This window comes from Clostridium sp. HGF2 (assembly GCF_964240115.1).
GTDB lineage: Bacteria > Bacillota_I > Bacilli_A > Erysipelotrichales > Erysipelotrichaceae > Clostridium_AQ > Clostridium_AQ innocuum.
In genome coordinates this window covers 186,531-212,729 of record NZ_CAXSSO010000008.1, presented here as the reverse complement: position 1 = coordinate 212,729, position 26,199 = coordinate 186,531, and the positions used below count along the sequence as shown (strand labels likewise).

At 47.6% G+C, this 26,199-nt stretch carries 24 protein-coding genes and 1 other annotated feature; of the genes, 6 read left to right on the top strand and 18 right to left on the bottom strand.

Going from position 1 to position 26,199, the window contains the following annotated elements:
• Positions 1–139: 139 nt before the first annotated feature.
• The 11 genes from leuS to ACESPQ_RS14845 form a co-directional block, all read right to left on the bottom strand.
• Complete coding sequence (gene leuS, locus ACESPQ_RS14895; RefSeq protein WP_109770080.1) at positions 140–2,539, bottom strand: leucine--tRNA ligase; 2,400 nt, start codon at positions 2,537–2,539, stop codon at positions 140–142.
• Between the two features lie 43 nt (positions 2,540–2,582).
• Positions 2,583–2,781: a binding site (T-box leader), on the bottom strand.
• A gap of 55 nt (positions 2,782–2,836) precedes the next feature.
• Complete coding sequence (locus ACESPQ_RS14890; protein ID WP_373144531.1) at positions 2,837–3,079, bottom strand: hypothetical protein; 243 nt, start codon at positions 3,077–3,079, stop codon at positions 2,837–2,839.
• 354 nt (positions 3,080–3,433) lie between these two features.
• Positions 3,434–4,819, bottom strand: coding sequence for an NADPH-dependent glutamate synthase (gltA, locus tag ACESPQ_RS14885; protein ID WP_008817264.1), 1,386 nt, complete (start codon positions 4,817–4,819; stop codon positions 3,434–3,436).
• Between the two features lies 1 nt (position 4,820).
• On the bottom strand, positions 4,821–5,663 hold the full coding sequence (locus tag ACESPQ_RS14880; protein ID WP_109770084.1) for a sulfide/dihydroorotate dehydrogenase-like FAD/NAD-binding protein: 843 nt from the start codon (positions 5,661–5,663) through the stop codon (positions 4,821–4,823).
• A gap of 314 nt (positions 5,664–5,977) precedes the next feature.
• Positions 5,978–6,739, bottom strand: coding sequence for a type I 3-dehydroquinate dehydratase (gene aroD, locus ACESPQ_RS14875; RefSeq protein WP_002609002.1), 762 nt, complete (start codon positions 6,737–6,739; stop codon positions 5,978–5,980).
• Positions 6,740–6,747: 8 nt separating this feature from the next.
• Positions 6,748–7,752 (bottom strand): TRAP transporter substrate-binding protein, encoded by a 1,005-nt coding sequence (gene dctP / locus ACESPQ_RS14870; protein ID WP_002609001.1) that lies wholly within the window; start codon positions 7,750–7,752, stop codon positions 6,748–6,750.
• Between the two features lie 13 nt (positions 7,753–7,765).
• On the bottom strand, positions 7,766–9,058 hold the full coding sequence (locus ACESPQ_RS14865; protein ID WP_002609000.1) for a TRAP transporter large permease: 1,293 nt from the start codon (positions 9,056–9,058) through the stop codon (positions 7,766–7,768).
• 4 nt (positions 9,059–9,062) lie between these two features.
• Positions 9,063–9,575: a TRAP transporter small permease gene (locus tag ACESPQ_RS14860; protein ID WP_373144530.1), complete on the bottom strand. Its 513-nt coding sequence runs from the start codon at positions 9,573–9,575 to the stop codon at positions 9,063–9,065.
• Positions 9,576–9,659: 84 nt separating this feature from the next.
• Positions 9,660–10,838, bottom strand: a complete 1,179-nt coding sequence (locus ACESPQ_RS14855; protein ID WP_109770092.1) for an MFS transporter — start codon at positions 10,836–10,838, stop codon at positions 9,660–9,662.
• A gap of 27 nt (positions 10,839–10,865) precedes the next feature.
• Positions 10,866–11,738, bottom strand: a complete 873-nt coding sequence (locus ACESPQ_RS14850) for a shikimate dehydrogenase (protein WP_373144529.1) — start codon at positions 11,736–11,738, stop codon at positions 10,866–10,868.
• A gap of 38 nt (positions 11,739–11,776) precedes the next feature.
• On the bottom strand, positions 11,777–13,771 hold the full coding sequence (locus ACESPQ_RS14845) for an FAD-dependent oxidoreductase (protein WP_002608996.1): 1,995 nt from the start codon (positions 13,769–13,771) through the stop codon (positions 11,777–11,779).
• Between the two features lie 161 nt (positions 13,772–13,932).
• Between ACESPQ_RS14845 and ACESPQ_RS14840 the strand changes: the two genes are divergently transcribed.
• The 3 genes from ACESPQ_RS14840 (at position 13,933) to aroF (ending at position 17,441) form a co-directional block, all read left to right on the top strand.
• Positions 13,933–14,838: a LysR family transcriptional regulator gene (locus ACESPQ_RS14840; RefSeq protein ID WP_008817271.1), complete on the top strand. Its 906-nt coding sequence runs from the start codon at positions 13,933–13,935 to the stop codon at positions 14,836–14,838.
• A gap of 301 nt (positions 14,839–15,139) precedes the next feature.
• Entirely contained in the window at positions 15,140–16,405 is a 1,266-nt protein-coding gene (locus ACESPQ_RS14835) for a shikimate kinase (protein ID WP_109770096.1), read from the top strand.
• 19 nt (positions 16,406–16,424) lie between these two features.
• Positions 16,425–17,441: a 3-deoxy-7-phosphoheptulonate synthase gene (aroF, locus tag ACESPQ_RS14830; protein ID WP_044904810.1), complete on the top strand. Its 1,017-nt coding sequence runs from the start codon at positions 16,425–16,427 to the stop codon at positions 17,439–17,441.
• A 105-nt stretch (positions 17,442–17,546) separates the two neighbouring features.
• On the opposite strand, the gene ACESPQ_RS14825 is transcribed toward aroF, so the two are convergent.
• A complete protein-coding gene (locus tag ACESPQ_RS14825; RefSeq protein ID WP_002608992.1) occupies positions 17,547–18,542 on the bottom strand; it encodes a pyruvate kinase in 996 nt (331 codons plus the stop codon).
• A 248-nt stretch (positions 18,543–18,790) separates the two neighbouring features.
• On the opposite strand from ACESPQ_RS14825, the gene ACESPQ_RS14820 reads away from it, so the two are divergent.
• The gene (locus ACESPQ_RS14820; RefSeq protein ID WP_109770101.1) at positions 18,791–19,510 is read left to right on the top strand and encodes a hypothetical protein; all 720 of its coding nucleotides are present in this window, start codon (positions 18,791–18,793) and stop codon (positions 19,508–19,510) included.
• A gap of 492 nt (positions 19,511–20,002) precedes the next feature.
• Here the strand turns inward: ACESPQ_RS14820 and ACESPQ_RS14815 are convergent, their stop codons facing one another.
• The 5 genes from ACESPQ_RS14815 to ACESPQ_RS14795 are packed head-to-tail and all read right to left on the bottom strand — an operon-like array spanning position 20,003 to position 23,803.
• Positions 20,003–20,776, bottom strand: a complete 774-nt coding sequence (locus ACESPQ_RS14815) for a Nif3-like dinuclear metal center hexameric protein (RefSeq protein ID WP_109770103.1) — start codon at positions 20,774–20,776, stop codon at positions 20,003–20,005.
• 17 nt (positions 20,777–20,793) lie between these two features.
• Positions 20,794–21,834, bottom strand: coding sequence for a M20/M25/M40 family metallo-hydrolase (locus ACESPQ_RS14810; RefSeq protein WP_257365877.1), 1,041 nt, complete (start codon positions 21,832–21,834; stop codon positions 20,794–20,796).
• Complete coding sequence (locus ACESPQ_RS14805; protein WP_109770106.1) at positions 21,827–22,231, bottom strand: DUF2809 domain-containing protein; 405 nt, start codon at positions 22,229–22,231, stop codon at positions 21,827–21,829. The genes ACESPQ_RS14810 and ACESPQ_RS14805 overlap by 8 nt, the downstream gene beginning before the upstream one ends.
• Before the next feature lie 36 nt (positions 22,232–22,267).
• On the bottom strand, positions 22,268–23,101 hold the full coding sequence (locus ACESPQ_RS14800; RefSeq protein ID WP_002608987.1) for a DegV family protein: 834 nt from the start codon (positions 23,099–23,101) through the stop codon (positions 22,268–22,270).
• A gap of 18 nt (positions 23,102–23,119) precedes the next feature.
• On the bottom strand, positions 23,120–23,803 hold the full coding sequence (locus ACESPQ_RS14795; RefSeq protein WP_002608986.1) for a M48 family metallopeptidase: 684 nt from the start codon (positions 23,801–23,803) through the stop codon (positions 23,120–23,122).
• Between the two features lie 184 nt (positions 23,804–23,987).
• On the opposite strand from ACESPQ_RS14795, the gene ACESPQ_RS14790 reads away from it, so the two are divergent.
• Both ACESPQ_RS14790 and ACESPQ_RS14785 read left to right on the top strand, forming a co-directional pair.
• Positions 23,988–24,932: a TIGR01212 family radical SAM protein gene (locus ACESPQ_RS14790; RefSeq protein WP_038274554.1), complete on the top strand. Its 945-nt coding sequence runs from the start codon at positions 23,988–23,990 to the stop codon at positions 24,930–24,932.
• Positions 24,933–24,977: 45 nt separating this feature from the next.
• Complete coding sequence (locus ACESPQ_RS14785) at positions 24,978–25,625, top strand: gamma-glutamyl-gamma-aminobutyrate hydrolase family protein (protein WP_109770110.1); 648 nt, start codon at positions 24,978–24,980, stop codon at positions 25,623–25,625.
• Here ACESPQ_RS14785 and ACESPQ_RS14780 read toward each other — a convergent pair.
• A complete protein-coding gene (locus tag ACESPQ_RS14780; RefSeq protein ID WP_002608983.1) occupies positions 25,598–26,164 on the bottom strand; it encodes a YqaA family protein in 567 nt (188 codons plus the stop codon). The genes ACESPQ_RS14785 and ACESPQ_RS14780 overlap by 28 nt on opposite strands.
• Positions 26,165–26,199: the final 35 nt, after the last annotated feature.

The window sequence follows — 26,199 nt, the reverse complement described above, 5'->3', positions numbered from 1 at the left end:
GGTAATCATTTCACCTTTTTTCGTTTTCTATACAATAAACCACACATTTGTCAAGATACCTTAAGTTGATGACATTGTCCTCTATGGAGTCCGCTTTTTATCTGCTCTATTTTCAATGAATACAGCAGCATTGCTTTTTTTAATTCGCAACGATATTTACAACCTTGCCCTTGACGACAATGATTTTACGTATCGTCTTTCCTTCAATCTGTGCCGCAACTGCGCTGATTTCCAATGCCTGTTTCTTCATGGCTTCGTCATCACTGCCGGCTTCCGTCGTGAATTTTCCACGCAGCTTGCCGTTTACCTGTACGATGACCTCAATGACATCCTCAACCAGCTTGGCTTCATCATAGGTCGGCCATGGCTCATAGGTAATCGTTCCGCATCCGCCAAACACCGTACTCCAGATTTCCTCCCCCATATGCGGTGCAAAGCAGGCGAACATCTTGGCAAAGCCCTTTGCGTATTCCACATAAATGCTTTCTGCCTTATAGCATTCATTGATGAAAATCATCATCTGTGAAATTGCGGTGTTCAGATTCAGAGTCTCCACATCATTGGTTACCTTCTTAACGGTCGCATGGTATACCTTATCCAGCTTTCCATCATTGGCTTCTGTGAATTTATCATAGTCCGTGTACAATCTCCAAACACGATCCAGCCATCTTCTTGCCCCATCCAGACCTGTGGTACTCCAAGGCAGTGCTGCCTCCAGCGGTCCCATGAACATTTCATAGACACGCAGTGCATCGGCACCATGGCTTTCCACGATATCGTCCGGATTTACAACATTGCCTCTGGATTTTGACATTTTTTCATTGTTCTCTCCCAGAATCATTCCCTGATGGAACAATCTCTGGAACGGTTCCTTTGTCGGCACCACACCGCAGTCATACAGCACCTTGTGCCAGAAGCGTGCGTACAGCAGATGCAGAACCGCATGCTCGGCACCACCGACATACAGATCAACCGGCAGCCAGTGCTTCAGCAGCTCCTCTGCCGCAATCGCATCATCGTTTTTCGGATCGATGTAGCGCAGATAATACCAGCAGGAGCCAGCCCACTGCGGCATCGTATTCGTTTCGCGTTTTCCCTTCACTCCGTCGATTTCCACATTCAGCCAGTCTTCACAATGTGCAAGCGGGGATTCTCCGGAACCACTCGGCTTAAAGTTTTTTGTTTCCGGCAGCTCCAGCGGCAGTTCATCGATATCCACCGTACGGGTTGTACCATCCTCCATATGTATGATCGGGATTGGCTCTCCCCAGTAACGCTGTCTGGAGAACAGCCAGTCACGCAGCTTATAGGTCGTCTTGGCACAGCCGCATGCATGCTCTTCCAGCCAGGCAATCATCGTATCAATTGCCTCCTGTTTTCCCATGCCGTCAAGGAATCCGGAATTGATATGCACACCATCTTCGGTATAAGCCTCCTGTGTCACATCGCCGCCCTCTAAAACCGGAATGATATCAATGCCAAACTTCTTAGCAAATTCCCAGTCACGCGTATCATGTGCAGGAACCGCCATGATGGCTCCGGTTCCATAGCTTGCCAGCACATAATCGGAAATCCAGATTGGCACTTCTTTTCCATTTACCGGATTGATCGCATAGGCACCGGTGAAGACACCGGTTTTTTCCTTGTTCAGTTCGGTACGCTCCAGGTCGGATTTCGTAGCACATGCTGTTTTATATGCATCAATTGCTTCCTTTTGTTCCTTCGTCGTAATTTCATCCACATACGGATGCTCCGGTGCCATAACGCAGTACGTTGCCCCAAACAGGGTATCGCAGCGTGTTGTAAACACGGTGAATTCCTTCTTTGTATCCTTGATTTTGAAGACGACATTGGCACCCTTGGATTTTCCAATCCAGTTGATCTGCATTTCCTTGGTGGAGGTCGGCCAGTCGCACAGCTCAAGATCCTCCAGCAGACGTTCTGCATATTCTGTGATTTTCAATACCCACTGGCGCATCGGCTTGCGGATAACCGGGAAACCTCCACGCTCACTCTTGCCGTCGATGACCTCTTCATTGGCAAGCACGGTTCCCAGCTCCGGACACCAGTTGACAGGAATTTCATCCACATAGGCAAGTCCCTTGTCATACAGCTTCAGAAAAATCCACTGTGTCCACTTGTAGTAGCTTGGATCCGTCGTGGATATTTCACGGTCCCAGTCATAGGAAAAGCCCAGCGCACGAATCTGTTCACGGAAATGATCGATATTCATCTTTGTGAACTCTGCAGGATGGTTTCCTGTTGTGATGGCAAACTGCTCTGCCGGTAATCCAAAGGCATCCCAGCCCATTGGATGCAGGACATTGTGCCCCTGCATACGCTTCATACGGCACACGATATCCGTTGCGGTATAGCCCTCCGGATGTCCGACATGAAGTCCGTTTCCGCTCGGATATGGGAACATATCCAGAACATAGCACTTCGGCTTATCAAAATCCCATGCATCGCAGGCAAAGGTTTTGTTGTTCAGCCAGTAGCTCTGCCACTTTTTTTCTACTTCCTGATGGTTGTAATTCATAACTGCATTCTCCTTTACATATCAAATAAAAAACGCCCTTATCTCTAAGGACGTCATAATTAACGCGGTACCACCTTAGTTCACTTGTACAAGTGCCCTTCATTTCTTCTTAACGCGAAGTCAAACGGATAGCAAGCTATCAGCTCCTTAACAAGTTCCGCAAGCTTTCATGTATCGGTTCTCAGCAACACCGACTCTCTGTGACACTTCCACAAGGTACTACTTTAATTCTCAGCCTTTATACTTCAATAGTATATCCAATTTGGGTATCCTTTGTCAATCGTTCACTGCCATTTTCTATGTAAAAAACAGCAGATAGCCGACAATGATTAGTACAGCTGCCGTAAAAAGCGCCGGTTTTTCAATATCCTGACCGTTACACTTCATCTCTTTGATCTGCACATAATTTACCAGTGCATAAATGACCAGTGCCCCTGCCTTGGCAAACGGCTGGAAAGCAGGTAGAAAAAGCGACAGCAGAAACATGGCGACGATACCTGTCACACCGCCGATGATCAGTTTATTCCTCTTTGATTTCATAGCATCACCTGAAACTAGAATAGCAGAAATTGGAAGGAAAAACAACCGCAATCGCAGGCAACTGAAAAAGGACGCGCATCACCACGTCCCTTTTCATTAGGTTATCGAAAGGAAATCGATATGAATAAAAGTAATTGAAATCGTGTAGTTTACAATAAAAGGAAGGAATGTAAAGAATACACAACTTTCAAGGTTATCACAATAGAGCCAGTATCATGATAACAGAAATAAGGTACTTATTTCCTGTCTATATAGTAACATTTTTTACTCCGATTGTAAACCCTTCCACGTTTTTTCTTTCTCTTTCCACAAAACTCGGGAAGAAGAGACAATTCCCGAGTTTATCTGATTTCGCTATTTATTTTGAATATAATCATCGATTGCTGCAGCAGCTGTTTTCCCGGCGCCCATCGCAAGAATGACCGTGGCAGCTCCGGTTACCGCATCACCGCCGGCAAATACACCTTCTCTGGTGGTTGCACCGTTGTCATCTGCAATCAGACAGCCCTTGCGATTGGTTTCCAGGCCCTCTGTTGTAGAGCGAATCAGCGGATTCGGCGATGTTCCGATTGCCATAATCATGCAGTCAACATCCAGCACGAAGTTGCTGTCCTTGATTTCCACAGGACGTCTTCTTCCACTGGCATCCGGTTCTCCCAGCTCCATGGACACACATTCCATACCGCATACCCAGCCGTCTTCATTTCCCAGCACACGGACCGGATTGGTCAGCAGCTTGAAGACAATGCCTTCTTCCATGGCGTGCTCCACCTCTTCCTTACGGGCAGGCAGCTCATCCATGCTTCTGCGGTATACGATGGTTACTTCCTCAACACCCAGACGCTTTGCACAGCGTGCCGCATCCATCGCCACATTACCGCCACCGACGATCACGGCGCGTTTTGGATGCTGAATCGGTGTATCCACACCATCCTTATATGCCTTCATCAGATTGCAGCGTGTTAAGAATTCATTTGCGGAATACACACCCTTCAGGTTTTCTCCCGGCATATTCATAAAGCTTGGCAGCCCCGCACCGCTTCCGATAAAGACAGATTCATATCCGGCATCAAACAGATCATCGACAGATTCACTGCGGCCGATGACCATATTGGTCTGAATATCGACGCCCATCTGCTTCAGCCCTTCGATTTCCGTCTGCACGACAGCCTTCGGCAAACGGAATTCCGGAATACCGTACATCAGCACACCGCCGGCGACATGCAGTGCCTCAAACACGGATACCTGATATCCCTTTTTTGCCAAATCTCCGGCACAGGTCAGTCCCGCAGGTCCTGCCCCTACCACAGCAACCTTATGACCGTTGCTTTCCGGCTTTTTCAGCTCATCCTTCACGTTTTCTCTGTGCCAGTCAGCCACAAAGCGCTCCAGACGTCCGATTGCCACGGCTTCCCCTTTTACACCGCGTACGCATTTTGCCTCACACTGCTTCTCCTGTGGACACACACGCCCGCAAACAGCAGGCAAAGAGCTTGTTTCGTGAATGATCTGATAAGCTTCCTCAAAATTCCCTTCCTTTACCTGTTCGATAAAATCCGGAATATTAACAGCAACCGGACAGCCGCTGATACATGGCTTTGTCGGACAGTGCAGACAGCGCTGCGCCTCCTCCATTGCCATTTCCTTTGTATAGCCCAGAGCCACCTCTTCAAAATTATTTCTTCTGACCTCTCCGTCCTGGACAGGCATTTCCACTTTTTTCAATGACATATTCGGCATATCAGCGTACCTCCTTATTCATCAGATTGCAGGCAGCATCTCTGGCATGTGCTTCAAAATCACGATACGTTGCCCCACGGGACATCGCTTCATCAAAATCCACCAGATGACCGTCAAAATCCGGACCGTCCACACAGGCAAATTTTGTTTCCCCGCCTACACTCAAACGGCAGCCGCCGCACATTCCGGTACCATCAATCATGATCGGATTCATGGATACCACGGTTTTGATACCGTATTTTTTTGTCAGCTGACAAACGAACTTCATCATGATCAGCGGTCCGATCGCAATGACCTCATCAAAGTTTTCCCCTTTGTTGATCAAATCCTCCAGCACGTTGGTAACCAGCCCCTTAACGCCGGTACTGCCATCGTCACTGACAAGATAGGCATGCGTGCTGACCTGTTTGAATTCCTCCTCGAGAATTACCAGATCCTTATTACGGAATCCCGTGATCACGGTAACCTCCGTGCCGTTTTCATGCAACGCCTTTGCTGTAGGATAAGCAATGGCACAGCCGACACCTCCACCGATGACACAGACCTTCTTATACCCGTCCACATGGGAAGGCTTGCCAAGAGGACCGACGAAATCCAGAATACTGTCCCCGACATTCAGCTGATTCAGCAGCATCGTTGTCTTGCCGACAATCTGAAAGATGATCGTAATCGTGCCTTTTTCTCTGTCATAATCCGCAATCGTCAGCGGAATACGCTCCCCATCCTCGTGCACACGCAGAATAATAAACTGTCCTGCCAGTGCTTTTTTCGCAACAGCCGGTGCTTCAACAACCATTTTGGTAACGGTTGGATTTAGAATTTCCTTCTCTATAACCTTGTACATTGCTTCTCCTTTCTGAAAACTTTTTCACCATTCTGAAAAAGTTCCATAACGCATAACCTTATTTTACCTTTTTTCGTTTGGATATGCAATATTTAAACGTCACATTTCCTTGTCATTTCCATGTTCTACTACAATCCATCCAATACTCACAGACACAGCAAACCTACGCGTACATCATTCCTGAACACATCTGCCACTTATAGTATTCCATTGCTGGTGTTTGTTTCCTAACAGGTTGAAGGTATAAAGAAAAAGACTTATTCAGCCGACCAATGTCGTTGCCTGTCTAAGTCTTTTCTGCACGGAATAGAAGCTTACAGACTCTTGTGCAGCAGAGAAAGTACCGTTTTTAAATCCTCGACGCCCATCTGTCCCGGTGCACTCGCTTTTTTTGCGGCTCCAAAGGTCAGTGCAGAACCGAAGACCTCTCCACACAATCTGGATAGTACGCCTGTACCCGCCATTGACATTGTGATGATCGGACGATCCGCAAAGTTTTCATGCATGTCATTTGTCGCCTGCAGCAGTGTGATTACATCTGCCTTGCAGGTTGGCATAACCGCGATTTTCGGAATATCCGCTCCCAGTGTCTGCATTGATTTTAAACGTGTCAGTATTTCATTATAAGATGGTGTTTTGTCAAAATCATGGTTGGACATGATGACGCGAACACCCTTGTCATGCGCATGGGCAATCAGTTCCTTTACCTGCGCTTCTCCAGTGAACAGCTCCACATCAATCAAATCCGCGTTTCCGCTGTCAATGATGGCTTTGTTCAGCTCTACATAGGCTGCTGTACTGATTTCCAGTTCCCCGCCTTCCTTCTTACTGCGGAAGGTCGCAAGAATCGGCATTTCCGGAATAGCTTCACGAAGTACCTGCAGCATCGCTACCGCCTTTTCACAGCACTCCACCTCTTCAAACCAGTCCATACGCCATTCTACCACATCTACAGGAACACTCTTTAGCACTTCTACTTCAGAAAGCAGCTCTTCCTTTGTTTTTCCGACAATCGGCACACAGATTTTCGGAATCCCCTCGCCGATTACTATATTTCTTACGTTTACCGTATTCATGTTTCCTCCTACTGCATACGTTTCGTATATGCTTCATACAATGCATCGCCAGTCTGCGCCTTGATGTTCTCATACACAGGCTGTGCTTTTTCGCGCAGCTGATCAATCATGGAATCCTCAAGCTCTATGATGGTTGTTCCGCTGCCAGTAATGATATTCAGTCGGTCGTTCACACGCTCATCCGCCTGCTGTCGCGCATAGTTGCGGGCATTCTCCGCTGCCTTATCGACGATTTTCTGATCCTCGCTGCTTAACGACTGATAAAATTCATCGTTGACAATCAGCGAAAGCAGATGCGGCAGATGGTTCGTCTGTACGATGTAATCCTGCTGTTCATAAATTTTTCCGGATACGACAACCTCATATGGATTCTCCTGTGCATCAATCGTCCCCTGCTGTAAGCCGATATATACCTCGGAGAACGTCATCGGTGTCGGATTGGCGTCGATGGATTGCCAGAAGGCGATATGATATGGATTTTCCATCGTCCGGATCTTCTGTCCCTTAAAATCATCAATGCTTTGAATTTTCCGGTTGGTTGTCATGACACGAAAGCTCTGATCTCCCATGGCCAGCAGACGAAAGCCTTTTTCCCTATACACCTTGTTGATCATGGACATCAGGTCAGGGTCATCGAGTGTGTTGCGCAGCTCCTTAATATCCGTATACGCAACCGGCAGATCGAAGATTGCCAGCTTGGGCATAAAATTGGTCTGTGGTGCCGTGTTTTGCAAAACGAAGGGAATATCCTGTCCCATACAGCTCTCAATCAGTTCACGGTCACTTCCCAGCGTACCGTTTTCATACACCTGCATATGGATGGAGCCATTGCTCAGCCGTTCCACCTCTTCCGCAAACTTATGGGCAAACAGTCCGGTTACCGTATCCTTTGGGGAATCGGTCGCAATGATCCACGGATACGCGGCAGAAGCCTCTGCCGGATCCTCAATCTTCTGCGCACAGCCGGACAGCAGCAAAGAGAAAGTGAAAAGAGCAAATAGAATCTTTTTCATAACGTCCCTCCTCTTACGATACCAGCAGAAGTGAAATCTGCGGAATAAAGGTAATGGCCAGCAAAGCGATCAGAAAGAAGACAATCAGCGGCATGGCCTTTTTCGCAATCTGCATGACCGGAACATCTGTCAGCGAGCTCGCGACAAACAGATTGATACCGATCGGCGGTGTCACAAAGCCGATGGCAAGGTTGACAACCATGATGATACCAAACTGAATCGGATCGATACCAAGACTGTTGGTGATGGGAATCAGGATCGGAGTCAGAATCAGAATGGCTGGCGAGGTATCCATGACCATACCGACGATCAGCAGCAGCACATTGATCACCAGCAGTACCGCAACCTTGCCGCTGAAGGTGGACAGGATGAATTCCCCTGCCATCTCCGGAATCTGCAGCAGGGTAATGATACGGGAAAACGCCACTGCCGCACTCAGGATAAACAGAATCGGTGCAAAGGTGCGGATTGCCTCCACCAGCACACCCTTTAAATCACGGAATTTCAATGTCCGGTAGATACACATGGAAATGATCAGCGCATAGAACACGGATATAACCGCTGCCTCTGTCGGGGAAGCAATCCCGCTATAGATGCAGCCCAGAATGATCACTGGTGTTAACAGTGCCCAGAAGCTGTCCAGAAACACCTTCACAAACCCCTTCTCATGCAGGACGGATACCTCTGCGTGGATCTTTTCCTTATCCTCTCCATGCTTTTTACAATAGTAAAGCGCATACAGCATCAGCAGCAGGGCAATCAGAATCCCCGGAATGATACCGGCCATAAACATTTTACCGACACTGGCTCCGCTCGCCATACCAAACAGGATAAACGGTATGCTTGGAGGTATTATGACACCTAGACCGCCCGCAACCGCAACAATGGCAGTCACAAACACCTTATCATAGCCCATACGAATCAAAAGCGGAATTGTCATACTGCCGACAGCTGCCACCGTTGCCGGTGCACTGCCGGAAATCGCACCGTAAAACAGACAGGTCACAATGACGGCACAGGGCATTCCTGCGGTATGCTCTCCCAGAAAATAGGAGAAGACATCAAACAGCTTCTTACTGACACCGCCCTTTGCCATCAGAATACCGGACAGCACAAACATCGGGACAGCGAGCAGCGGGAAGGAATCAATTCCTCCCAGCATGGCGCGGATGATATATTCCGCCGATATATGAAAATTGGGATCCAGCAGCGAGGGTGCCAGCGATACCGCCGACAGCGTTGCGGAAATCGGTACGGATACAAGCAGAAGAACGATAAACAAAATCATAATTACCATTGCCAGCATATCGTTACTCCTCTCTTTCCTTAATCTTTCCGCAGGTCATGAAATAGCGGATATTACCGATTTCCAGCATGATCTGCTGAAGGGCACGAATGGCGGCAAGCGTAAAGCCTACCAGTGGAGCCGCCTGTACAAAGGGCATCGGCAGTCCCAGTGCAGGTGACTTCTGCGCACTTGCAATACTCATTTGCAAATAGGTGAGCGCATGCCATGCCAGAAACGCAAACAGTGCAAACAGGATCACGTTTAACACCAGCTGTGCAACGACATACACCGGCTTTGGAAACATGAGAATGACCTGATCGATTTTTATGGAAATCCACTTTTTGATGCAGTAGCTGATGCTTAAAAACCCGCTCCAGATAAAGAGGTAGCGTGTCAGCTCCTCGGACCAGCTCAGCGACGCGTTTAGTATGTAACGGCTGAACACCTGAAGGCCCATAAGCAGCGTCATCGTCACCAGCAGTGCAATCAGCAGTGCTTCTTCCAGATTGTCATCCAGCCATCGTATAATCTTCATGTTACTTCCTCCTAACCGTTAGAATTGCCGTTATTATATCATACCGCACCCACATGCGGTATGATAAATTTCCATTTATTTCTACTATTTCCCTGCCAGCTTCTGAAAACGCAGGTTGACAAACAGTGCAAGTAATACACCGATCACGGTAATCACAATGTTCATCATCAGAATCTGTGCGGAATCCATGGTACCTGCAACAGAGAGAATCGTATAATTGGAAAGACTGGACATAATCATGACAATACTTGTGATGGTTCCCTTGATATGCGGGAACAGGTCATTGGCAGTTGCAGTAACCAGCTGCAGAATCACACCACCGGCACTGTAACCGACTAAGGCAGCTCCGATATAGCACATCGTTTCACTGCGTGTCATATAGACAAGTACCAGCGTAATCAGTGTTACCAGCGGATACACAAACAGGAAGCGCACACCCTTGATACGGGATACCAAACCAGCCGTTACGATGATGGCCGCAAGAGAACCGAAGGAATAATATGTCTGCATCATGCTTGGATCACTCACTCCTGCCAGATCCTTTGCGAAGGTCTGTGCACAGTTCAGCCACAGCTGGAAGGTAGCGGTGCAGGTAAAGCCGATGACGATCAATGCGATGCTTTCCGCAGAGAAATGAGAATTGCGGATGTTTTCAAGCAGTCCCGGTGCTTTCTCGCCGGCAGCCTTCTCTGCTTTTGGCATCGGTGCAAAGATCACCAGTACACCAATCACCAGAATCGCGATACCACTGATGTACAGCAGTACGTTGTAGGAAAGACTTGCCCCTGCAAGTGCCCCCAGCATGAACGGCAGCAGCAGCTGTGCTGCTGAGATGAAGAATTTTGTCAGCATGGTCGCCAGAGAGGATCTTGGCTCCAGAATTTCCACACAGGCCGGAATGACACCGGTATCCAGAAAGGAATTGGCGATTCCCCCAAGAATTGCCGCAGCATAGGCAACCCACATATTTGGTGACATTGCCACACCGATGAAGAAGATCGCATAGGATGCGATACCGATCAGGGAGGAAAGCTTTCTTCCCATTTTATCGGACAGCGGTCCTGCAATCGGCAGGGAAATCAAACGTCCCAGACCCAGCGCAGCAGCTACCATCGTCACCTGTCCGATGGCATCCATGCCCTGTCCCCACTGGGCAACCAGCATTTCCTTGATCACGGCCTGTCCCAGAATGGAACAGCCGATACCGTGAATGAAGTAATTCAAGTACAAGATAAAGGCACTTGGATAGTATTTTTTATTCATAACTTTCTCCTTATGTCGTTTGTTTATTTAAAATTTGATATCCAGAATTTCTTTCATGTAGTCAATCGGCATTTCCTTGCCTGTCCACAATTCGAATGCGGCAGCACCCTGATACAGCATCATACCCAGACCGTTCATCGTCTTACAGCCGACTTCCTTTGCGACACGCAGCAGCTCAGTTTCCGTTGGCATGTAGACAACATCGGTAACGACCAGATCCTTGCGCAGGAAGCTTGCGTCCGGAATAACCATCTGCCCTTCCAGCGGTTTCATTCCGACACCGGTCGCATTGGCAAACAGATAGCTGTCTTCGATTTCACGTTTGAATGCTTCCGTATCCGCAAGATCAAACAGCGTTGCCTTGCAGCTTGTTTTTTCGTTGATATTTTTCACATTCTGTTCTGCGCGCTCCCAGAATTCATCGCGGCGGTTGAAAATGGAAATTTCCTTAACTCCATCCAGAGCCATCTGAATTTCGATTGCCGTCGCAGCTCCACCGGCTCCTGTAATCGTAACCTTCTTACCGGCAGGCTCAATTCCTGCATCCTTTAAGGAACGCATATATCCGATACCGTCGGTAATATGTCCGGTTAATACCCCGTTGTCATTGACAACCGTATTGACAGCACCACACAGCTCAGCAGCCGGAGATAAATGATCCAGATACTGTCCGATGACGGTTTTGTTCGGCATGGATACATTGTATCCGCGCACCTTCAGTGCCTTAAAGCCCTTCACCGCATCCTCCAGCTCTTCGTTTCCTACCTCAAACGCCAGATAGGCATAATCAAGTCCCAGCTTTGCGAATGCCTCATTGTGCATCTTTGGTGATTTTGAATGACGAATCGGTGTCGCAATCAATCCGATCAGTTCTGTGTGTCCGCTAATTCTTTCTGCCATAATTGGTTCCTCCTTATATAACGTGTTCTGTTTCTTTTCTATAAAAATTCTTTCTGCTTCAATGCGTTGAGAATGTTTCTTCCCTCTGCCACACCGTCAATGATTCTTCTGGCACGTACGCTGTCACCGATATTGAACAGCTCTACATCCTCATCCGCAAAGGTCTGCTTCAGCTCCTCCATAACCGGAGAATACGCACGCATACCCAGGCAGACAAAGCCGTAATCGAAGTCCAGTGTTTCCATCTGCTCGGTGCGTTTTACGACAAAGTGATCCGGATGCACTTCCTGCAGTGCTGTAGAGGTCAGTACCTGTACGTTGTGTTTTTCCAGCATATCGTAGGTTCCCACCTTGGTAACGGTATCCAGATCCTTTCCGACAACCGGCAGCATTTCCACAATGCTTACGGCAGCCCCGCGCTTTGCGAAGAATTCCACTACGTCTAATCCTACCGCACCGCCGCCGACAACGCAAACCTTTTTGCCGCTGAGATCCTTTGGATACTGATCAATCTGCTGAATCATACCCAGAATGCCGCTGACATGGCTTCCTGACGCATCAATGTTTTCACGCAGTCCGCTGATTGGCGGAAGCAGCGGCGTGGAACCGGTCGCATTGATGATGAAATCCGGCTTCAGCATCTTCACAAAGGAAGGTGTTGCCTCTGTAGACGTAAAGGTAATCAGGTTGCGCAGCTTTTCTGCACGATGAATCAGATAATCCGGGAAATCACGAAGACGCTTTTTATCCGGAATCTTGGAAATTTCCACACTCAATCCGCCCAGATGGTCTTCCTTTTCAATCAGGAAGGTCGTACAGCCAACCTCTGCGGCAGTACATGCTGCCTCAAGACCTGCAGTACCGCCGCCGATGACAACGACATTGCATGGCTTTTTCACTTTCCAGCTGCGGTATTCCTCACCCTCGTTGACACTTGGGTTGACCGAACAGCGAATCGGGCGGTTCAAGCCGATGCGGTGCCCCGAGCAGCCGATGTTACAGGAAATACATTTACGAATCGTATCTTCCTTTCCGTAATGCACCTTGTTGGTCCAGCTTGGATCCGCAATCATCTGGCGTCCCATACCGATCAAATCAGCATCTCCACGCTCCAGAATATCCTCGGCAACCTTAGGGTCACGGATGTTTCCCGTCGTGATGACCGGCTTCGCATAGGCTTCCTTTACGGCTTTTGCCATATAGGAGCGCCATCCATCCGGCAGATAGTTCGCATCGATCTGATACTGAATGGAATCCACCAGACCGCAGGAAACATCAATGATATCCGCTTCCGCATGGAAGTATTCCAGAAGCTTCAGCGTATCCTCCAGCGTATTGCCGCCTTCTAAAAATTCATCCGCACTGATGCGTACGATGATTGGAAACTGTGCTCCGACTTCCTTACGGACAGCCTCCAGCACCAGTCTTGCAAAACGGGCGCGGTTTTCATAGCTGCCGCCGAATTCATCTGTACGCTTATTTGTCAGCGGAGATAAGAACTGATTGATCAGATAGGAATGTCCCGCATGAATCTCAACAGCATCGAAGCCGATGATCTGTGCACGCTTTGCCGCTTTCGCATAGCAGTCAACAATATGCAGAATTTCCTCTTTGCTTAAGGCACGCGGTGCTGCCCCGTTTTTCTTGTTCGGCACATCACTCGCACTGACCGGCTGCATACCGATACGCTCTTCCACAGCGCTTGCTCCGGCATGATTCAGCTGAATCGCGATTTTCGTGTTGTGTTTATGAATCGTCTCCACCAGCTTATACAGCCGTGGAATGTAGTTGTCATGATCAATGCGCAGCTGTGTTGTTCCATTGGAACCGCACGGATAATCCACACACGCATTTTCCACGATGATCAGTCCGGTACCGCCCATGGCACGCTGTTCGTAGTAATTGATGTGCAAAAAGCTCATTTCACCGTTCTGCTCACCAAAGTTTGTTCCCATCGGCGTCATGACGATACGGTTTGGAATCGTCATCTGTTTCACCGTCAATGGTTCAAAGATCGAAGAATACTTTCCCATTACTATGCCTCCTAATTGTGAATGTTATCGTATTCACAAACATTACACGCTTATTATATATATTCCCTTACATGTAAACAATTCATAATTTTTACAAAATTTATAGATTTTATCTATAAATGAGCTATACTATTCGTATGGTAAATACTGGAGGTATGCGTATGAATCTGAATCATCTGCACTATTTTCGCGTGCTGGCAAAAACGGAGCACTACACACAGGCTGCCAATCAGCTGGACATCACACAGCCTTCCCTCTCCCATGCCATTGCCGCTCTGGAAAAGGATCTGGGCTGCTATCTGTTTGAAAAGCAGGGGCGCAATATCAAGCTGACGAAATATGGACGTATCTTTTATGAATATATAGATAAGGGACTGCAGGAAGTCGATCTGGGAGAGCGCCGGCTGCGGGAGCTCACCTCCCAGGAAAACGGATGGATCGATCTGGCTTTTATTTACACGCTGGGCAGCCACTACGTTCCCCATCTGCTGCAGAGCTTTCTGGCACAGTCGCAAAACCGCAAGATCAAATTCTCCCTGAAGCAGGGCAATACCACAGAGATTCTGCAGGGGCTGAAGGAGGAAAAGTACGATGTGGCCTTCTGTTCCTACGTGGACAATCAGCCGGATATCAATTTTCTGCCGATTGCACAGGAGGAGGTTGTCGCTATTGTTTCGCGCAGCCATCCTCTGGCAGTGCATGACAGCGTTGACCTTGCCCGGCTGAAGGAGGAAACCTTTGTCTATTACGATCGTCAAAGCGGTATCCGCCCGCTGCTGGATTCCCTGTTTGAACAGGTGGGCATAGAGCCCAACATCATCTGCGAGGTGGAAGAGGACAGTGCCGTTATCGGTCTGGTAGCCATCAATTACGGTATCGCACTGGTGCCGAATATTGCCATGCTGGAGCAGTTTCCGGTGAAAAAGCTGACCATCACCAATCCGCCGCATGAGCGTTACATTTATCTGGCTACCGTCAAAAACCGCTACCTCCCCCCTGCTGTACACACCTTCTGTAACTTTATCGTACATCACACCTCCATTAAAAACCCGCACACCAGTGACTGATTTTCCATTTTCTTTCATAATTTTCACAAAATATGAAAACTTATGCTTGCATTTTCCGTAAGAGTGTTGTATCCTAATGGCAATAGGAGTGATACCCATGAACAAATCCATACAGACAGCAGCTTATTATTTTTACTTTAGATAGCCCTGAAACAAACCATTGAGATATCGTGGTTATTTTAGCGTTTCAGGGCATAAAAAAAGCATCGAACGAAGAAAACGTTGATGCTTTTTTTGTAGCCTGTCCCGGATACAGCAAGCTTCTATGATAGAAAATTAAGAAAAGAGAGGAAGAGAACAAATGAGATACGGACTAATTGGTGAAAAGCTTGGACACAGCTTTTCAAAGGATATTCATGAAAGGATTGCGGATTACACCTTCGATCTGATACCGCTGAGCAAAGAGGAATTCAAGACATTCATGGAGAAAAAGGAGTTTACTGCATTGAATGTAACCATCCCCTACAAGAAGGATGTCATCCCCTACCTGGATGAAATGGATGAGCATGCAAAAGTAATCGGTGCTGTAAATACAATCGTCAATCGTGACGGCAAGCTGAAGGGCTATAATACCGACTTCACCGGCTTTTTATACATGGTGAAAAAGCACAATGTACACATGGAAGGAAAAAAGGTGCTGATTATCGGAAACGGTGGAGCCAGTGCTGCCATTCAGGCAGTGGTACAGCATGAATCAGCTGGCAGCATGGTCATCGTCGATGTTGTGCCAGGAAACGGTGCCATCAGCTATGATGAAATGTTCTCCAGTCATCTGGATGCGGAAATCATCATCAACACCTCCCCGATCGGAATGTACCCGCGTATCGGCAATGCTCCGATCGATATCAGCATGTTTCATAAATGCGAGGCCGTTCTGGATGTGATCTACAATCCGATTCTGACAAGACTGTGCTTCGAGGCGCAGGAAATGGATATCAAGCGTGTAAACGGTCTGGAGATGCTGATAGCACAGGCAAAGCAGTCCGTGGAGTTCTTCCTGGATAAGAGTATCGACGATCAGATCATCGACGATATCTATCAGGATATGCTGCGCGAGCGCTGCAATATCGTATTGATCGGAATGCCCTCTGCCGGCAAGACAACCATTGGCAAAATGCTGGAGAACCGTATGCAGAAGGAGTTCATTGACCTGGATGATATCATTATCGAAAAGGCCGGAAAGTCCATTCCGGAAATTTTCGAGGAAAGCGGAGAGGCAGGCTTTCGCGCCATTGAAACAGAAGCGGCAATCGAGGTCAGCAAGCTGAACAATAAAATCATCGCCACCGGAGGCGGTACGATCAAGCATAAGGTGAATATGGATTACCTGCGTCAAAACGGAATTACGATTTTCATTGACCGCGATGTGGATAAGCTGATTAGCTCCGATCCGAACCGACCGCTGTCCAAAAGCACAGACGCCCTCGAGAAGATGCATGCCGAGCGTCTGCCGCTGTACCAGAAATATGCAGCCTACGTCGCTGTAAACAACAGTGACATTGAATCAACCGTCACCGAAATCGAAGAAGCCTATCGCAGCATTTTAATTGATGCTGTCAGCGATTAGAAGAAAAGAGGAAGAAACAATGATTATCACATTAAAAAAAGATGCTCCCAAGGCAGAGGTTGAAAAGCTGATTCATACCTTTGAAAACAAGGGGCTGTCCGTTACCATGATTCAGGGAGATAATTACAATGTCTTCGGTCTGGTTGGCGATACCTCCAAAATCGATGAAAAGCTGGTGAAGGCACATCCGTTTGTCGAAAATGTCACACGCATTGCCGCACCGTATAAAAAGGCGAACCGTCTGTTTCATCCGGCGGATACCATCGTGGATGTAGCCGGTATCAAGGTTGGCGGAAATGAGAAAATCGTCGTAATCGGCGGACCCTGCTCCGTTGAGGGTGATACCCAGATTATGGATATTGCAAAGGAAGTGAAGAATGCCGGCGGCGATATGCTGCGCGGCGGTGCATATAAGCCGAGAACGAGTCCCTATGCGTTCCAGGGTATGGGAACAGAGGGTGTCAAATGTATGGTGCATGCCAGAGAAACCTATGGGCTGCCGATTGTCAGTGAGCTGATGAGTGCAGATAAAATCGATGAATTCGTCGAGCATGTGGATTTGATTCAGATCGGTGCCAGAAACATGCAGAACTTTGATCTGTTAAAGGCGGTCGGGCGCATCAACAAGCCGGTGCTGTTAAAGCGCGGGCTTGCCAATACGATTGAGGAATGGATCATGGCTGCGGAATATATCATGTCCGAGGGCAATGAAAACGTCATTTTCTGTGAGCGCGGTATCCGTACCTTTGAAACGTATACACGAAACACACTGGATCTCAGTGTAGTGCCGATTATCAAGGAGAAAACGCATCTGCCGATCATCATTGACCCAAGTCATGCGACCGGTGACTGGAGACTGGTGGAATCCGCTTCCCTGGCAGCGATTGCTGCAGGTGCAGACGGACTGATCATTGAGGTGCACAACGATCCGGAAAATGCATGGAGTGATGGTGCGCAGTCATTAAAGCCGGAGCGCTTTGGCGAGGTGATCCGCAAGGGAAGAAAAATCGCCGAGGTGATCGGGCGCAGTATGTAGGCGTTATTGCCCCTATATACATGATACATGCAGTTGCAAACGCAGGAAGAAACAAAAAAAGAATCCCACCCATAAATGGAAAAGGGATTCTTTTTTCATATCTGCTTACAACACCTCTTCCCTGCAGACCAATGCGGATTTTGCCGTTTCACTGAAGTATTTCATAGCCTCCCTTGGATATTTGCCGGCTGCCGTTTCACCGGTCAGCATGATACTGGAGGCACCATGGTAAACCGCATGAAAAATATCGCTGACCTCAGCTCTTGTAGGTACTGGATGCTCCATCATGGAATCCAGCATCTGCGTTACCACCATATACGGCATGGAGTGTACACGGCATATATCCTGTATCCGCTTCTGTACAGCAGGCAGTTCCCATAACGGCATCGCATTACCTAAATCTCCTCTGGCAATCACAATCTGATCGCAGTATGGAAAAAGCTCCTTCAGATGCGCTACCCCCTCCATGTTTTCAATTTTTGCATATACCTGCAAATCCGGATTCTCGATGCTTTTCAGGGTTTCCTTCACCGTGATCAAATCCTGTGCATTTCTTACAAAGGGCTGCATGATTCCGGTAACGCCATACTGCCTGGCGGCCTTCAGATTGCGGATATCACTTTCTGTAAGTGTCGGCAATTCAATGTGACCGTTCACCGGAGCCAGACTTTTCCCCGATTTCAACACACCTCCATGCAGAACAGTACACAGCAAGGCATCTTCCCTTACCTGTTTCACCTCCAGAAGAATACGACCGTCATCCAGCAGAAGCCTCTGTTGTACCGCCGTATGAGCCAGTAGCTCCACAGGAATCGGAATATCCTTCCCCAGTTCGACTGTCTGCCGTTCTTCCAATAAGACAGGCTCCCTCAGCCTTCCGACCCGCAGCTCCGGTCCCTTCATATCGATGAGCAGCTTTGCCTGTACGCCTGCATGCTCCTGTGCTTTGTGGAATGCGTACAGCCATTCCTCGCAATCTGTCAAATCCACATGGGAAAGATTCAAGCGGACACCATTCATTCCCATACAAAGCATTTCATACAGGGCGTCCTGTGTATGCAGAGACGGCCCTAGTGTTCCATAAATATCCAGTGATTTCATTATCTTATACCTCGCTTTTTTTATTATAGCAGATTTAATGAGATGTAAAGATATTTGTTTCTTTTTTCCTTATTCCTTTTATGAATGACTCGAATATTCTGTTGTGCTTCACACAGTATCATAGAGCATATAAGCATAGTGGTGTCCTGAAACTTCATCCGAAACGGATACCTCATACGGTACCACCCTATATAAATTACGCCATGTATAGTATAATGAAGTATACATGAATGAAGGAGGTGTCCAGAATGAGAAAAATAAGGGGAATAGGTATGTTATGGATGAGTGTTCTTTGTATACTTTTCCTCACCTCCTGTAGGGATGATAACAAGGCTGTAAAGCACGCGAGTGTCGAGCATGAAGAAAACGTATATGAGAAAATAGAAGCTAAGGATATTCGTCGTGTCAAAATCAGCGGGAATGCCCGGTCTATCATAATAAAACAGGATGCGGATACAGCTTTTAAATTTCAAAACGCCGACTTGAATGCAGCACATACATATGATGTACGCAGCAGCAGAAACGGCGATACGCTCAATATATCCGTTATGATGAAAAACGGAGAAGAGGATAACGACGTTCTCGGATCGTTTCTTATTTACCTGCCACGTAAAGAATTTGATGTAATAGAAACAGCAGGTGATTTCAAACAGATTCACATAAATCCTATTCATTCAGATATCTTCCTGCACGCTGACAAATCAGTGGTAGCTCTGCATCTAGAGGCTGCAAAGCTGGATCATGATATCGTGCTGGATGGATCAGAAGCGAATGCATTTAAAAGTGTCTCTGTATACTTTGATACCGTACCAGCCAGCATAAAGATGGAAGTAAATCCTATACAGAATGGCTCTATCCAGGATCCACAGCATATCCTTGATAATGGCAGGCTTGTATCCGGGACAGAAAAGCCTGTTATACGTATCCAAGCCGCAAAAGAAATCAATCTGTATAAAGAAAACAGCTGATAAGCTTCTATATTGTATAACATCAGAGACGGATTATTTTCCAAGACAAAAGCTGTCGATGTTAGAAATCCCCAGCAACCTTTTCAGGGTTAAATAGAAGGATGTCTTTTTGATAAAGCAGCCATGTTTGATGAAAGAAAATGTGATGTTCTCTTTTCCAGCGGTCGGCAGCTAATTCGCCCCATGAATGATAGAGAAAACAGAATGATACACCAAGACAACAGAAATAGCAGACGATTTTGGTATGAAAACCGTCTGCTTTTCATCATTGCATTCGCGCAAAGCTAGAGAGAAACAAGCAGCTGTTTCAAGTTTTTCATAAAGCAATGGCTGTATGAATTTTCAGCTGAATTCCCTGCCTCTGTTTATTACGAATTCTAATGCCGTTTTGAGCACTCATCGCGGCCAGAATCCATCCATATCTCAATTTTAGCTTACCATTATACAGGGAGCATTTATATATTTGCATCCACTTCATTTTCAGGGGATATCTCACACAATCGTAAACGGATGACACAGCGGTGCAGATATGATTTTGACACCCTTCAGCTTTTCCGACAGAAATGCCGCCATATCCTGGATAAAGATATGTTCAATACCATAATGTCCGGCATCAATCACAGCAAGCCCCTGTGCCACCGCATCAATGCCAATATGATGGGAAATATCACCGGTAATCAAAACATCACACTGCTTATAAAGCGCATGGGAAATCATACTGTTTCCGGAACCCGGAGAAATCGCAATCCGCTGAACCTGCCTGCTTACATCACCATAAACCTGCACGCCCTGCAGCTCAAAGGTTTGCTTGATCTGTTCGCAAAGCTGAAAAACCGGCATTGCCTCCGGTAGCATCCCATACTGTCCAATCCCCTTCCCGTCTTCACTGGTAGCCTCCAATACCTTTGTTTTCTTAAGCTGCAGCATTTGCGCAGCCAACTCTGCCATGCGGAGCACATCGTAATTGGTATGCATGGCATAGCAGCACATCCCCTTCTGAATCAGCTCTATTATCCTTCTTCCGATAAAATCCTGATCGTGAATCTGCTTGATACCGTTAAACAGGAGTGGATGATGGGTAATCAGAAGATCTGCATGATTTATCACTGCATCCGCAATCACCGCATCACCGGCATCCAGTGCAATGTAAATCATTTGCACATCCTTATCGAAGCGACCTGTCTGCAATCCGCAATTATCCCAGTCCAACGCATAGGACAGCGGATAGTGTTCCTCGATAACATGCAATATGTCAGCACAGCGCATACACATACCTCCCTGCCTTACGGAAACGGATCAAATGAAAAGCTGTCATCAAAGCGAACAAGAAATTCGCTGATCAGTTCAATGATCGTTTCCAAATCCTGATAGCTTGCCGTTTCAATGGAGGAATGCATATAACGCAGCGGGATGGAAATAAGAGCAACCGGCACGCCACCGTTTGTAAAATGGACAACATCGCCATCCGTTCCGGCCTTTCCGGCAAACACCTCCCACTGTACATCCAGCTGATGCTCCTCGGCAATCGCAGCAAGCGCCGCATTCAAAGGCTTGTTGATCATGCTGTTGGAGCATAATACAGCACCCCCGCCAAGCTTCACGGTTCCACTCGCATCACCGCTGACGCCCGGATAATCACTCGCAAAGGTCACATCCACAATCAATGCACAGCTTGGCTGCACACGGGTTGCGACATGATAGGCTCCCCGCATGGTCGTTTCCTCACCACAGGTTGTCGCCGCATAGATTCCACAGGCAGTCTGCTTCTGTTTGGCTTTTTTCAATGCCTCCAAAATGATAAAGGCACCGATACGGTCATCCAATGCACGTCCGGCAAGCTTTCCCTGTGCAAGCTCAGTGAACTCACTCGCAGCACATACCGGATCGCCGATGGAAACATAGCGTTCACACTCGGCCTTGCTGTCAAAGCCCAGATCGATAAACAAATCCTCCACCTGCACCTGTTCCTTACTTTCCAGCGTACGGTTTGTCACAACGACACCGGGCAGGACTTGTGAAGCACAGACAACCTGTACATGTGTCCCCAGATACAGAACCGGATGGATACCGCCTGCCTTTGTCACCTTCAGCATTCCATCCTCGCAAATCCGGGTGACCAGAAAGCCGATTTCATCAATATGCCCGCACAGCAGAACCTTTGCCTCTGCATGCGGATTCACAACGCTGATCACATCACCGGTCGCATCCGTCAGAATTTCATCCGCAACCGGTTCCATATGCTGAATCACCTTTTTCTGCAATGCAATTTCATGTCCGCTGACACTTGGTGTCCTCAGCATATCATACAAAAATTCCTTATCCATAAATACCATGTCTCCTTTTTAACATAATCACATCCAGTGAACACGCCAATATACAGCCTGTGCTGTAGCATACCAGATCACTCCATACAAAGCCCTGTCCCAGCAGATAGCGTAGTGGTGTTGCACGCAGCGTAATGAGCCAGTCATAATCCAGCAGCTGCGAGCATTCGATCAGATAGGAAAACAGCAGCGTAGCGATCAACAGCGATTTCACTCTGGCCTCGGGAAACAGAAGTGCGAAGATTCCATACATCATCATCGACCACAGCGTATCTCCTCCGTATTCCCGAAACCAGTTCGGCAAGGGAAGCGTGCTTCTTGATAACAGTCCTGCCGCAATCACCAGCACAACATAGCCGACCAAAAGGCAGCGGTTTCTTCTGTTTTGTTTTCCCATATAGAGCCTCCTATACAAAAATAGAGTGTTCCCACTCTATTTGCGAATATACTGAACTGCAATACACTGCGGTCCCCCCTGTGTGATAAAGGCCGGTGAAAGCTTTAACAGCTCCAGCTCTGTATTCGGGAACGCATTTTTCAATCGGTCTATAAAGAAGCGTGCATCCGCTAACGCATCTGCATGAGATACAGAAATACGATAGGCCGCATCCACACCATGCTCGCGGAAATAGCTGATAATGGAATCTGCTGCCTTGGACAATGTACGTGTTATTGTAAATTTATCCAGACGGCTTCCATCCTCCACTGCATGCATGACCGGCTTCAGCTTCAACAGCCCGCCGATACTGGCCGCTGCCGGCTTTAAACGCCCGCCGCGCTTTAAGAAGCTGAAATCCTGCGGAATCAGAAAGGAATGCTCATGTGCCATGCTTTCTTTTAAGGCTGCGACAATATCCGCTGCCTTTTTCCCTTCATCACGAAGCTTTACCGCTTTTTCCACCAGATAGCGGTGCGGCCCGCACAGAGTCTGTGAATTCAATACCGTTATGCTGTCTGCATTGGGCGCCTGTTCCTTCGCCATCAGCGCTGTCTGATACGTACCGGACAGACCATCTGCCATACATATGTTGAGGATTTCTTCATCACCATGCTCCTCGTAGGCAGCCAGCACATCGCCAATCGGCGGCTGTGAGGTTGTCGGAATACCTCCTGAGCGAACCTTTTTCAGAAAGGATGACGTGTCAAAGCATAAATCCCGGTAATGCTCATCCTGGATACTGACGCAGAGAGGAATCACATGAACATCCATGTCATTTCCTTCCGCAACCGTAAAGAGTGCAGATGTGTCTGTAATGATATGTACCATAATATTTTTTTCCTTTTCCTAGTTGACCATTTCCATGCGTGTTTTATAATCCGGCATGTAGTTCTCTATAATATTGTAGAACGCCTTGGAGTGATTCGGCTGAATGAAATGAACAAATTCATGCAGCACCACATATTCGATGAACTCGAACGGATAATGAATCAGCTTCCGGTTCAGTGTTATCGAGTTCTTGGCCGGTGTACAGCTTCCCCATCTGCTTTTCATATCCCGAATTTTTACGTCCGGAAATTCCAGATGGTAATTGCTCAAAGAGCGAAATGTCAGTGTGGCAATGTCCAGAAACACATCCCTGCACAGCTTATCGAGAAACTGCCGGATGACCTTTTCCGGGTCTGCCTGCTCTCTGCACTGTACATACAGAGTGTCCTTGTCATAGCTTACGTGATTGTACTTCCCCGTTGTCTTGCGGATTTTCAGAGAATTTCCAAACAATACGATATGCTTGTCGTCGATCATGGATTTCTGACTTCTCTCCTGCATGGATTTCTGATGCTTCACAATCCAGGAAACCTTGCTGGAAACAAAATCGTCGATTTTATCCATAGGCACAAACGGATTCGCACTGACCACGACCTCTCCCTTGGAAGAGATCCTCATGTTGATATTTTTTACCTGTTTTGTAACCAGTGTATAGGTAATCGGATATTTTCTACACTGAACAACCTTTTTATTTACATCCATTTAACTACTACCCCAATCTCTAGTGCGCATCTAATTATCTCATACTTGATTAAAAAAATAAACAGTTTTTTAGTAAGGAATTCTGGAATTTTTTACAATGGCTGAAAGTGCAGGAAATGAGCAGATTTTCCATTTGTTTTTTACCGTCTGTGTTATTCTGTGTTACAATACCTACGGTGATATTATGAGCTATAACAATCCGTTTCCATACAGTGATGACAACAAGCGTTATCATACCTGGAATTATTACCTGAAGCACCGCTTTCACAGCAAGGTGTTCAAGGTTCCTCTGAATGCGAATTTCTCCTGTCCCAACCGGGATGGCACCTGCGGCGTCGGCGGCTGCACCTTTTGCAGTGCCCTTGGCAGCGGTGATTATGCAGGAGACATCCATGACGATCTGTTTCGGCAGTTTGATCAGGGAATGCAGATGATGCAAAGAAAATGGCCGGCCGGAATTCCAATGGCATATTTTCAGGCATATACAAATACCTATGCACCGCTGCCCGTGTTAAAGGCTACCTTTGACCCCTTTGCGCAGCGTGATGATATTGCGGCTATCAGCATCGCCACACGTGCCGACTGTCTGGAGGATGATAAGATCGCCTATCTGCAATCCTTGTGTACTGATAAGGAAATCTGGGTGGAGCTGGGGTTACAGAGTATTCACGATGATACCGCACAGCGCATCAACCGCGGGCACACCTATGCACAGTTTCTGGATTGCGTCGAGCGGCTGTCGCATACCGATTTGAAAATTGCTGTCCATCTGATGAATTCACTGCCCGGTGAAAACAAACAGCAGATGCTGGAAACCGCGGCTGCGCTCGCAAAGCTGCCCGTGCATGCGGTAAAGATCCATATGCTGCACATTATGGAGGGCACGCGCATGGCCCAGGAATACAGACAATCCCCCTTTGTCATGCTGAGCAGAGAAGAATATATTGATATCGTCATCCGTCAGCTGGAGCTGCTGCCGGCGGAAATGATCATCCAGCGGCTGACGGGAGATGGTGTGAAGGAAGCGCTGATCACCCCGCTTTGGACTTTGAAAAAGGTAACGATTCTCAACGACATTGACAAGGAAATGAAGCAGCGCAATACCTGGCAGGGAAAGTACAATACGTAACCTTCCCTTTTTTTTCGCATAGGATAAAGCAAGAGGTGACGATCAATGAAGGTACTGGCTGTCCTTATGCGAATTGAAAAGCTGGATCATGCCTGGAAATGGTTTATCAACAAGCCGTATGTAGACCGCGTGGGAGTGCTGGGCTGGAGCCTGTATCCCATCTGCAGCATGGCGGGAATCGCAAGTGCGCTGCAGGTATGCGATGCGCTTTTACTGCCCGGAGGCTATGATGTGCAAAGCTATTATATGAAGGAGGATCGCAATGAGCATGTCACAACCTATGCGCAGCCGATGGATCATCTGGAATTTCAGGTAATCGACGCATTTATGAGCCATGAAAAGCCGATTCTTGGTATCTGTCGCGGAATGCAGACATTGAATGTATATGCCGGCGGGACACTTCTGCAGCATATTGACACGCAGACACACGCGCCAAAGCAGCTGCACACCGTACACAGCAGCTCACGCAGTGTATTGCATCAGCTGTATCCGCAAAGCTTTACCGTAAACAGCTACCATCATCAGGTAGCCGGGCGATTGGGAGAGGGCTTTTATACCTCTGCCTTCAGCGAGGAGAATTATGTAGAAGCCATGGAGCACGAGAATGGTCGCATTCTCGCTGTCCAGTGGCACCCGGAGCTGATGGAAGACGATCAGATCCTTCCTTATTTTCTGGATGTTGTCTGCGCCTGAATCTTTTTTCTGCTCTTCCACCATTTCCAAACAAGCCACAGCATGATGGCCAGAGAAAACCAGGTGCCGAAGGCATCCACATTCATCACAGTTCCCAGATAGCGCAGGGACAGTGTTACCAGTAGACTGCGCAGCAATCTGGCAAAGCCGTCGCACAGCAGAAACGGAAGCAGCCGCATGCTGGTGAAGCCGGCAAGATAGGCAAGAAGAAAATCCGGAATCGGAGTGATGCCGCCAATGAAGACGGCCAATAGTCCATAGCGGTCCATCAGCTCCTCGCCATGCTCCACATCCTCTTTTGCGGCGATGTTATACAGCACTTTTTTGCCCAGTATCCGGGCGATGCCATAGCCGATTGCCCCGCCGATACAGGTGCCTACTGCACCCTCCAGCGAATACAGCAACCATTTCTGCGGTGAATGCAGTACCAGCGGTACCAATATGACTTCCAGAGAAGGAAGCGGAAGAAATGCTTTTAAAACAGAATACAGTATCAGACCGATATCCTGCCATACGATAAAAAAATCCTGTACGTTCATGAAATCCCCTCATTTCATTATACGTGCAGGCTTCT

Excerpts from the sequence above, each read along its gene's own strand:
- leuS (WP_109770080.1), bottom strand. The coding sequence starts at position 2,539 with ATGAATTACAACCATCAGGAAGTAGAAAAAAAGTGGCAGAGCTACTGG.
- ACESPQ_RS14890 (WP_373144531.1), bottom strand. The coding sequence starts at position 3,079 with ATGAAATCAAAGAGGAATAAACTGATCATCGGCGGTGTGACAGGTATC.
- gltA (WP_008817264.1), bottom strand. The coding sequence starts at position 4,819 with ATGCCGAATATGTCATTGAAAAAAGTGGAAATGCCTGTCCAGGACGGA.
- ACESPQ_RS14880 (WP_109770084.1), bottom strand. The coding sequence starts at position 5,663 with ATGTACAAGGTTATAGAGAAGGAAATTCTAAATCCAACCGTTACCAAA.
- aroD (WP_002609002.1), bottom strand. The coding sequence starts at position 6,739 with ATGAATACGGTAAACGTAAGAAATATAGTAATCGGCGAGGGGATTCCG.
- dctP (WP_002609001.1), bottom strand. The coding sequence starts at position 7,752 with ATGAAAAAGATTCTATTTGCTCTTTTCACTTTCTCTTTGCTGCTGTCC.
- ACESPQ_RS14865 (WP_002609000.1), bottom strand. The coding sequence starts at position 9,058 with ATGCTGGCAATGGTAATTATGATTTTGTTTATCGTTCTTCTGCTTGTA.
- ACESPQ_RS14860 (WP_373144530.1), bottom strand. The coding sequence starts at position 9,575 with ATGAAGATTATACGATGGCTGGATGACAATCTGGAAGAAGCACTGCTG.
- ACESPQ_RS14855 (WP_109770092.1), bottom strand. The coding sequence starts at position 10,838 with ATGAATAAAAAATACTATCCAAGTGCCTTTATCTTGTACTTGAATTAC.
- ACESPQ_RS14850 (WP_373144529.1), bottom strand. The coding sequence starts at position 11,738 with ATGGCAGAAAGAATTAGCGGACACACAGAACTGATCGGATTGATTGCG.
- ACESPQ_RS14845 (WP_002608996.1), bottom strand. The coding sequence starts at position 13,771 with ATGGGAAAGTATTCTTCGATCTTTGAACCATTGACGGTGAAACAGATG.
- ACESPQ_RS14840 (WP_008817271.1), top strand. The coding sequence starts at position 13,933 with ATGAATCTGAATCATCTGCACTATTTTCGCGTGCTGGCAAAAACGGAG.
- ACESPQ_RS14835 (WP_109770096.1), top strand. The coding sequence starts at position 15,140 with ATGAGATACGGACTAATTGGTGAAAAGCTTGGACACAGCTTTTCAAAG.
- aroF (WP_044904810.1), top strand. The coding sequence starts at position 16,425 with ATGATTATCACATTAAAAAAAGATGCTCCCAAGGCAGAGGTTGAAAAG.
- ACESPQ_RS14825 (WP_002608992.1), bottom strand. The coding sequence starts at position 18,542 with ATGAAATCACTGGATATTTATGGAACACTAGGGCCGTCTCTGCATACA.
- ACESPQ_RS14820 (WP_109770101.1), top strand. The coding sequence starts at position 18,791 with ATGAGAAAAATAAGGGGAATAGGTATGTTATGGATGAGTGTTCTTTGT.
- ACESPQ_RS14815 (WP_109770103.1), bottom strand. The coding sequence starts at position 20,776 with ATGCGCTGTGCTGACATATTGCATGTTATCGAGGAACACTATCCGCTG.
- ACESPQ_RS14810 (WP_257365877.1), bottom strand. The coding sequence starts at position 21,834 with ATGGATAAGGAATTTTTGTATGATATGCTGAGGACACCAAGTGTCAGC.
- ACESPQ_RS14805 (WP_109770106.1), bottom strand. The coding sequence starts at position 22,231 with ATGGGAAAACAAAACAGAAGAAACCGCTGCCTTTTGGTCGGCTATGTT.
- ACESPQ_RS14800 (WP_002608987.1), bottom strand. The coding sequence starts at position 23,101 with ATGGTACATATCATTACAGACACATCTGCACTCTTTACGGTTGCGGAA.
- ACESPQ_RS14795 (WP_002608986.1), bottom strand. The coding sequence starts at position 23,803 with ATGGATGTAAATAAAAAGGTTGTTCAGTGTAGAAAATATCCGATTACC.
- ACESPQ_RS14790 (WP_038274554.1), top strand. The coding sequence starts at position 23,988 with ATGAGCTATAACAATCCGTTTCCATACAGTGATGACAACAAGCGTTAT.
- ACESPQ_RS14785 (WP_109770110.1), top strand. The coding sequence starts at position 24,978 with ATGAAGGTACTGGCTGTCCTTATGCGAATTGAAAAGCTGGATCATGCC.
- ACESPQ_RS14780 (WP_002608983.1), bottom strand. The coding sequence starts at position 26,164 with ATGAACGTACAGGATTTTTTTATCGTATGGCAGGATATCGGTCTGATA.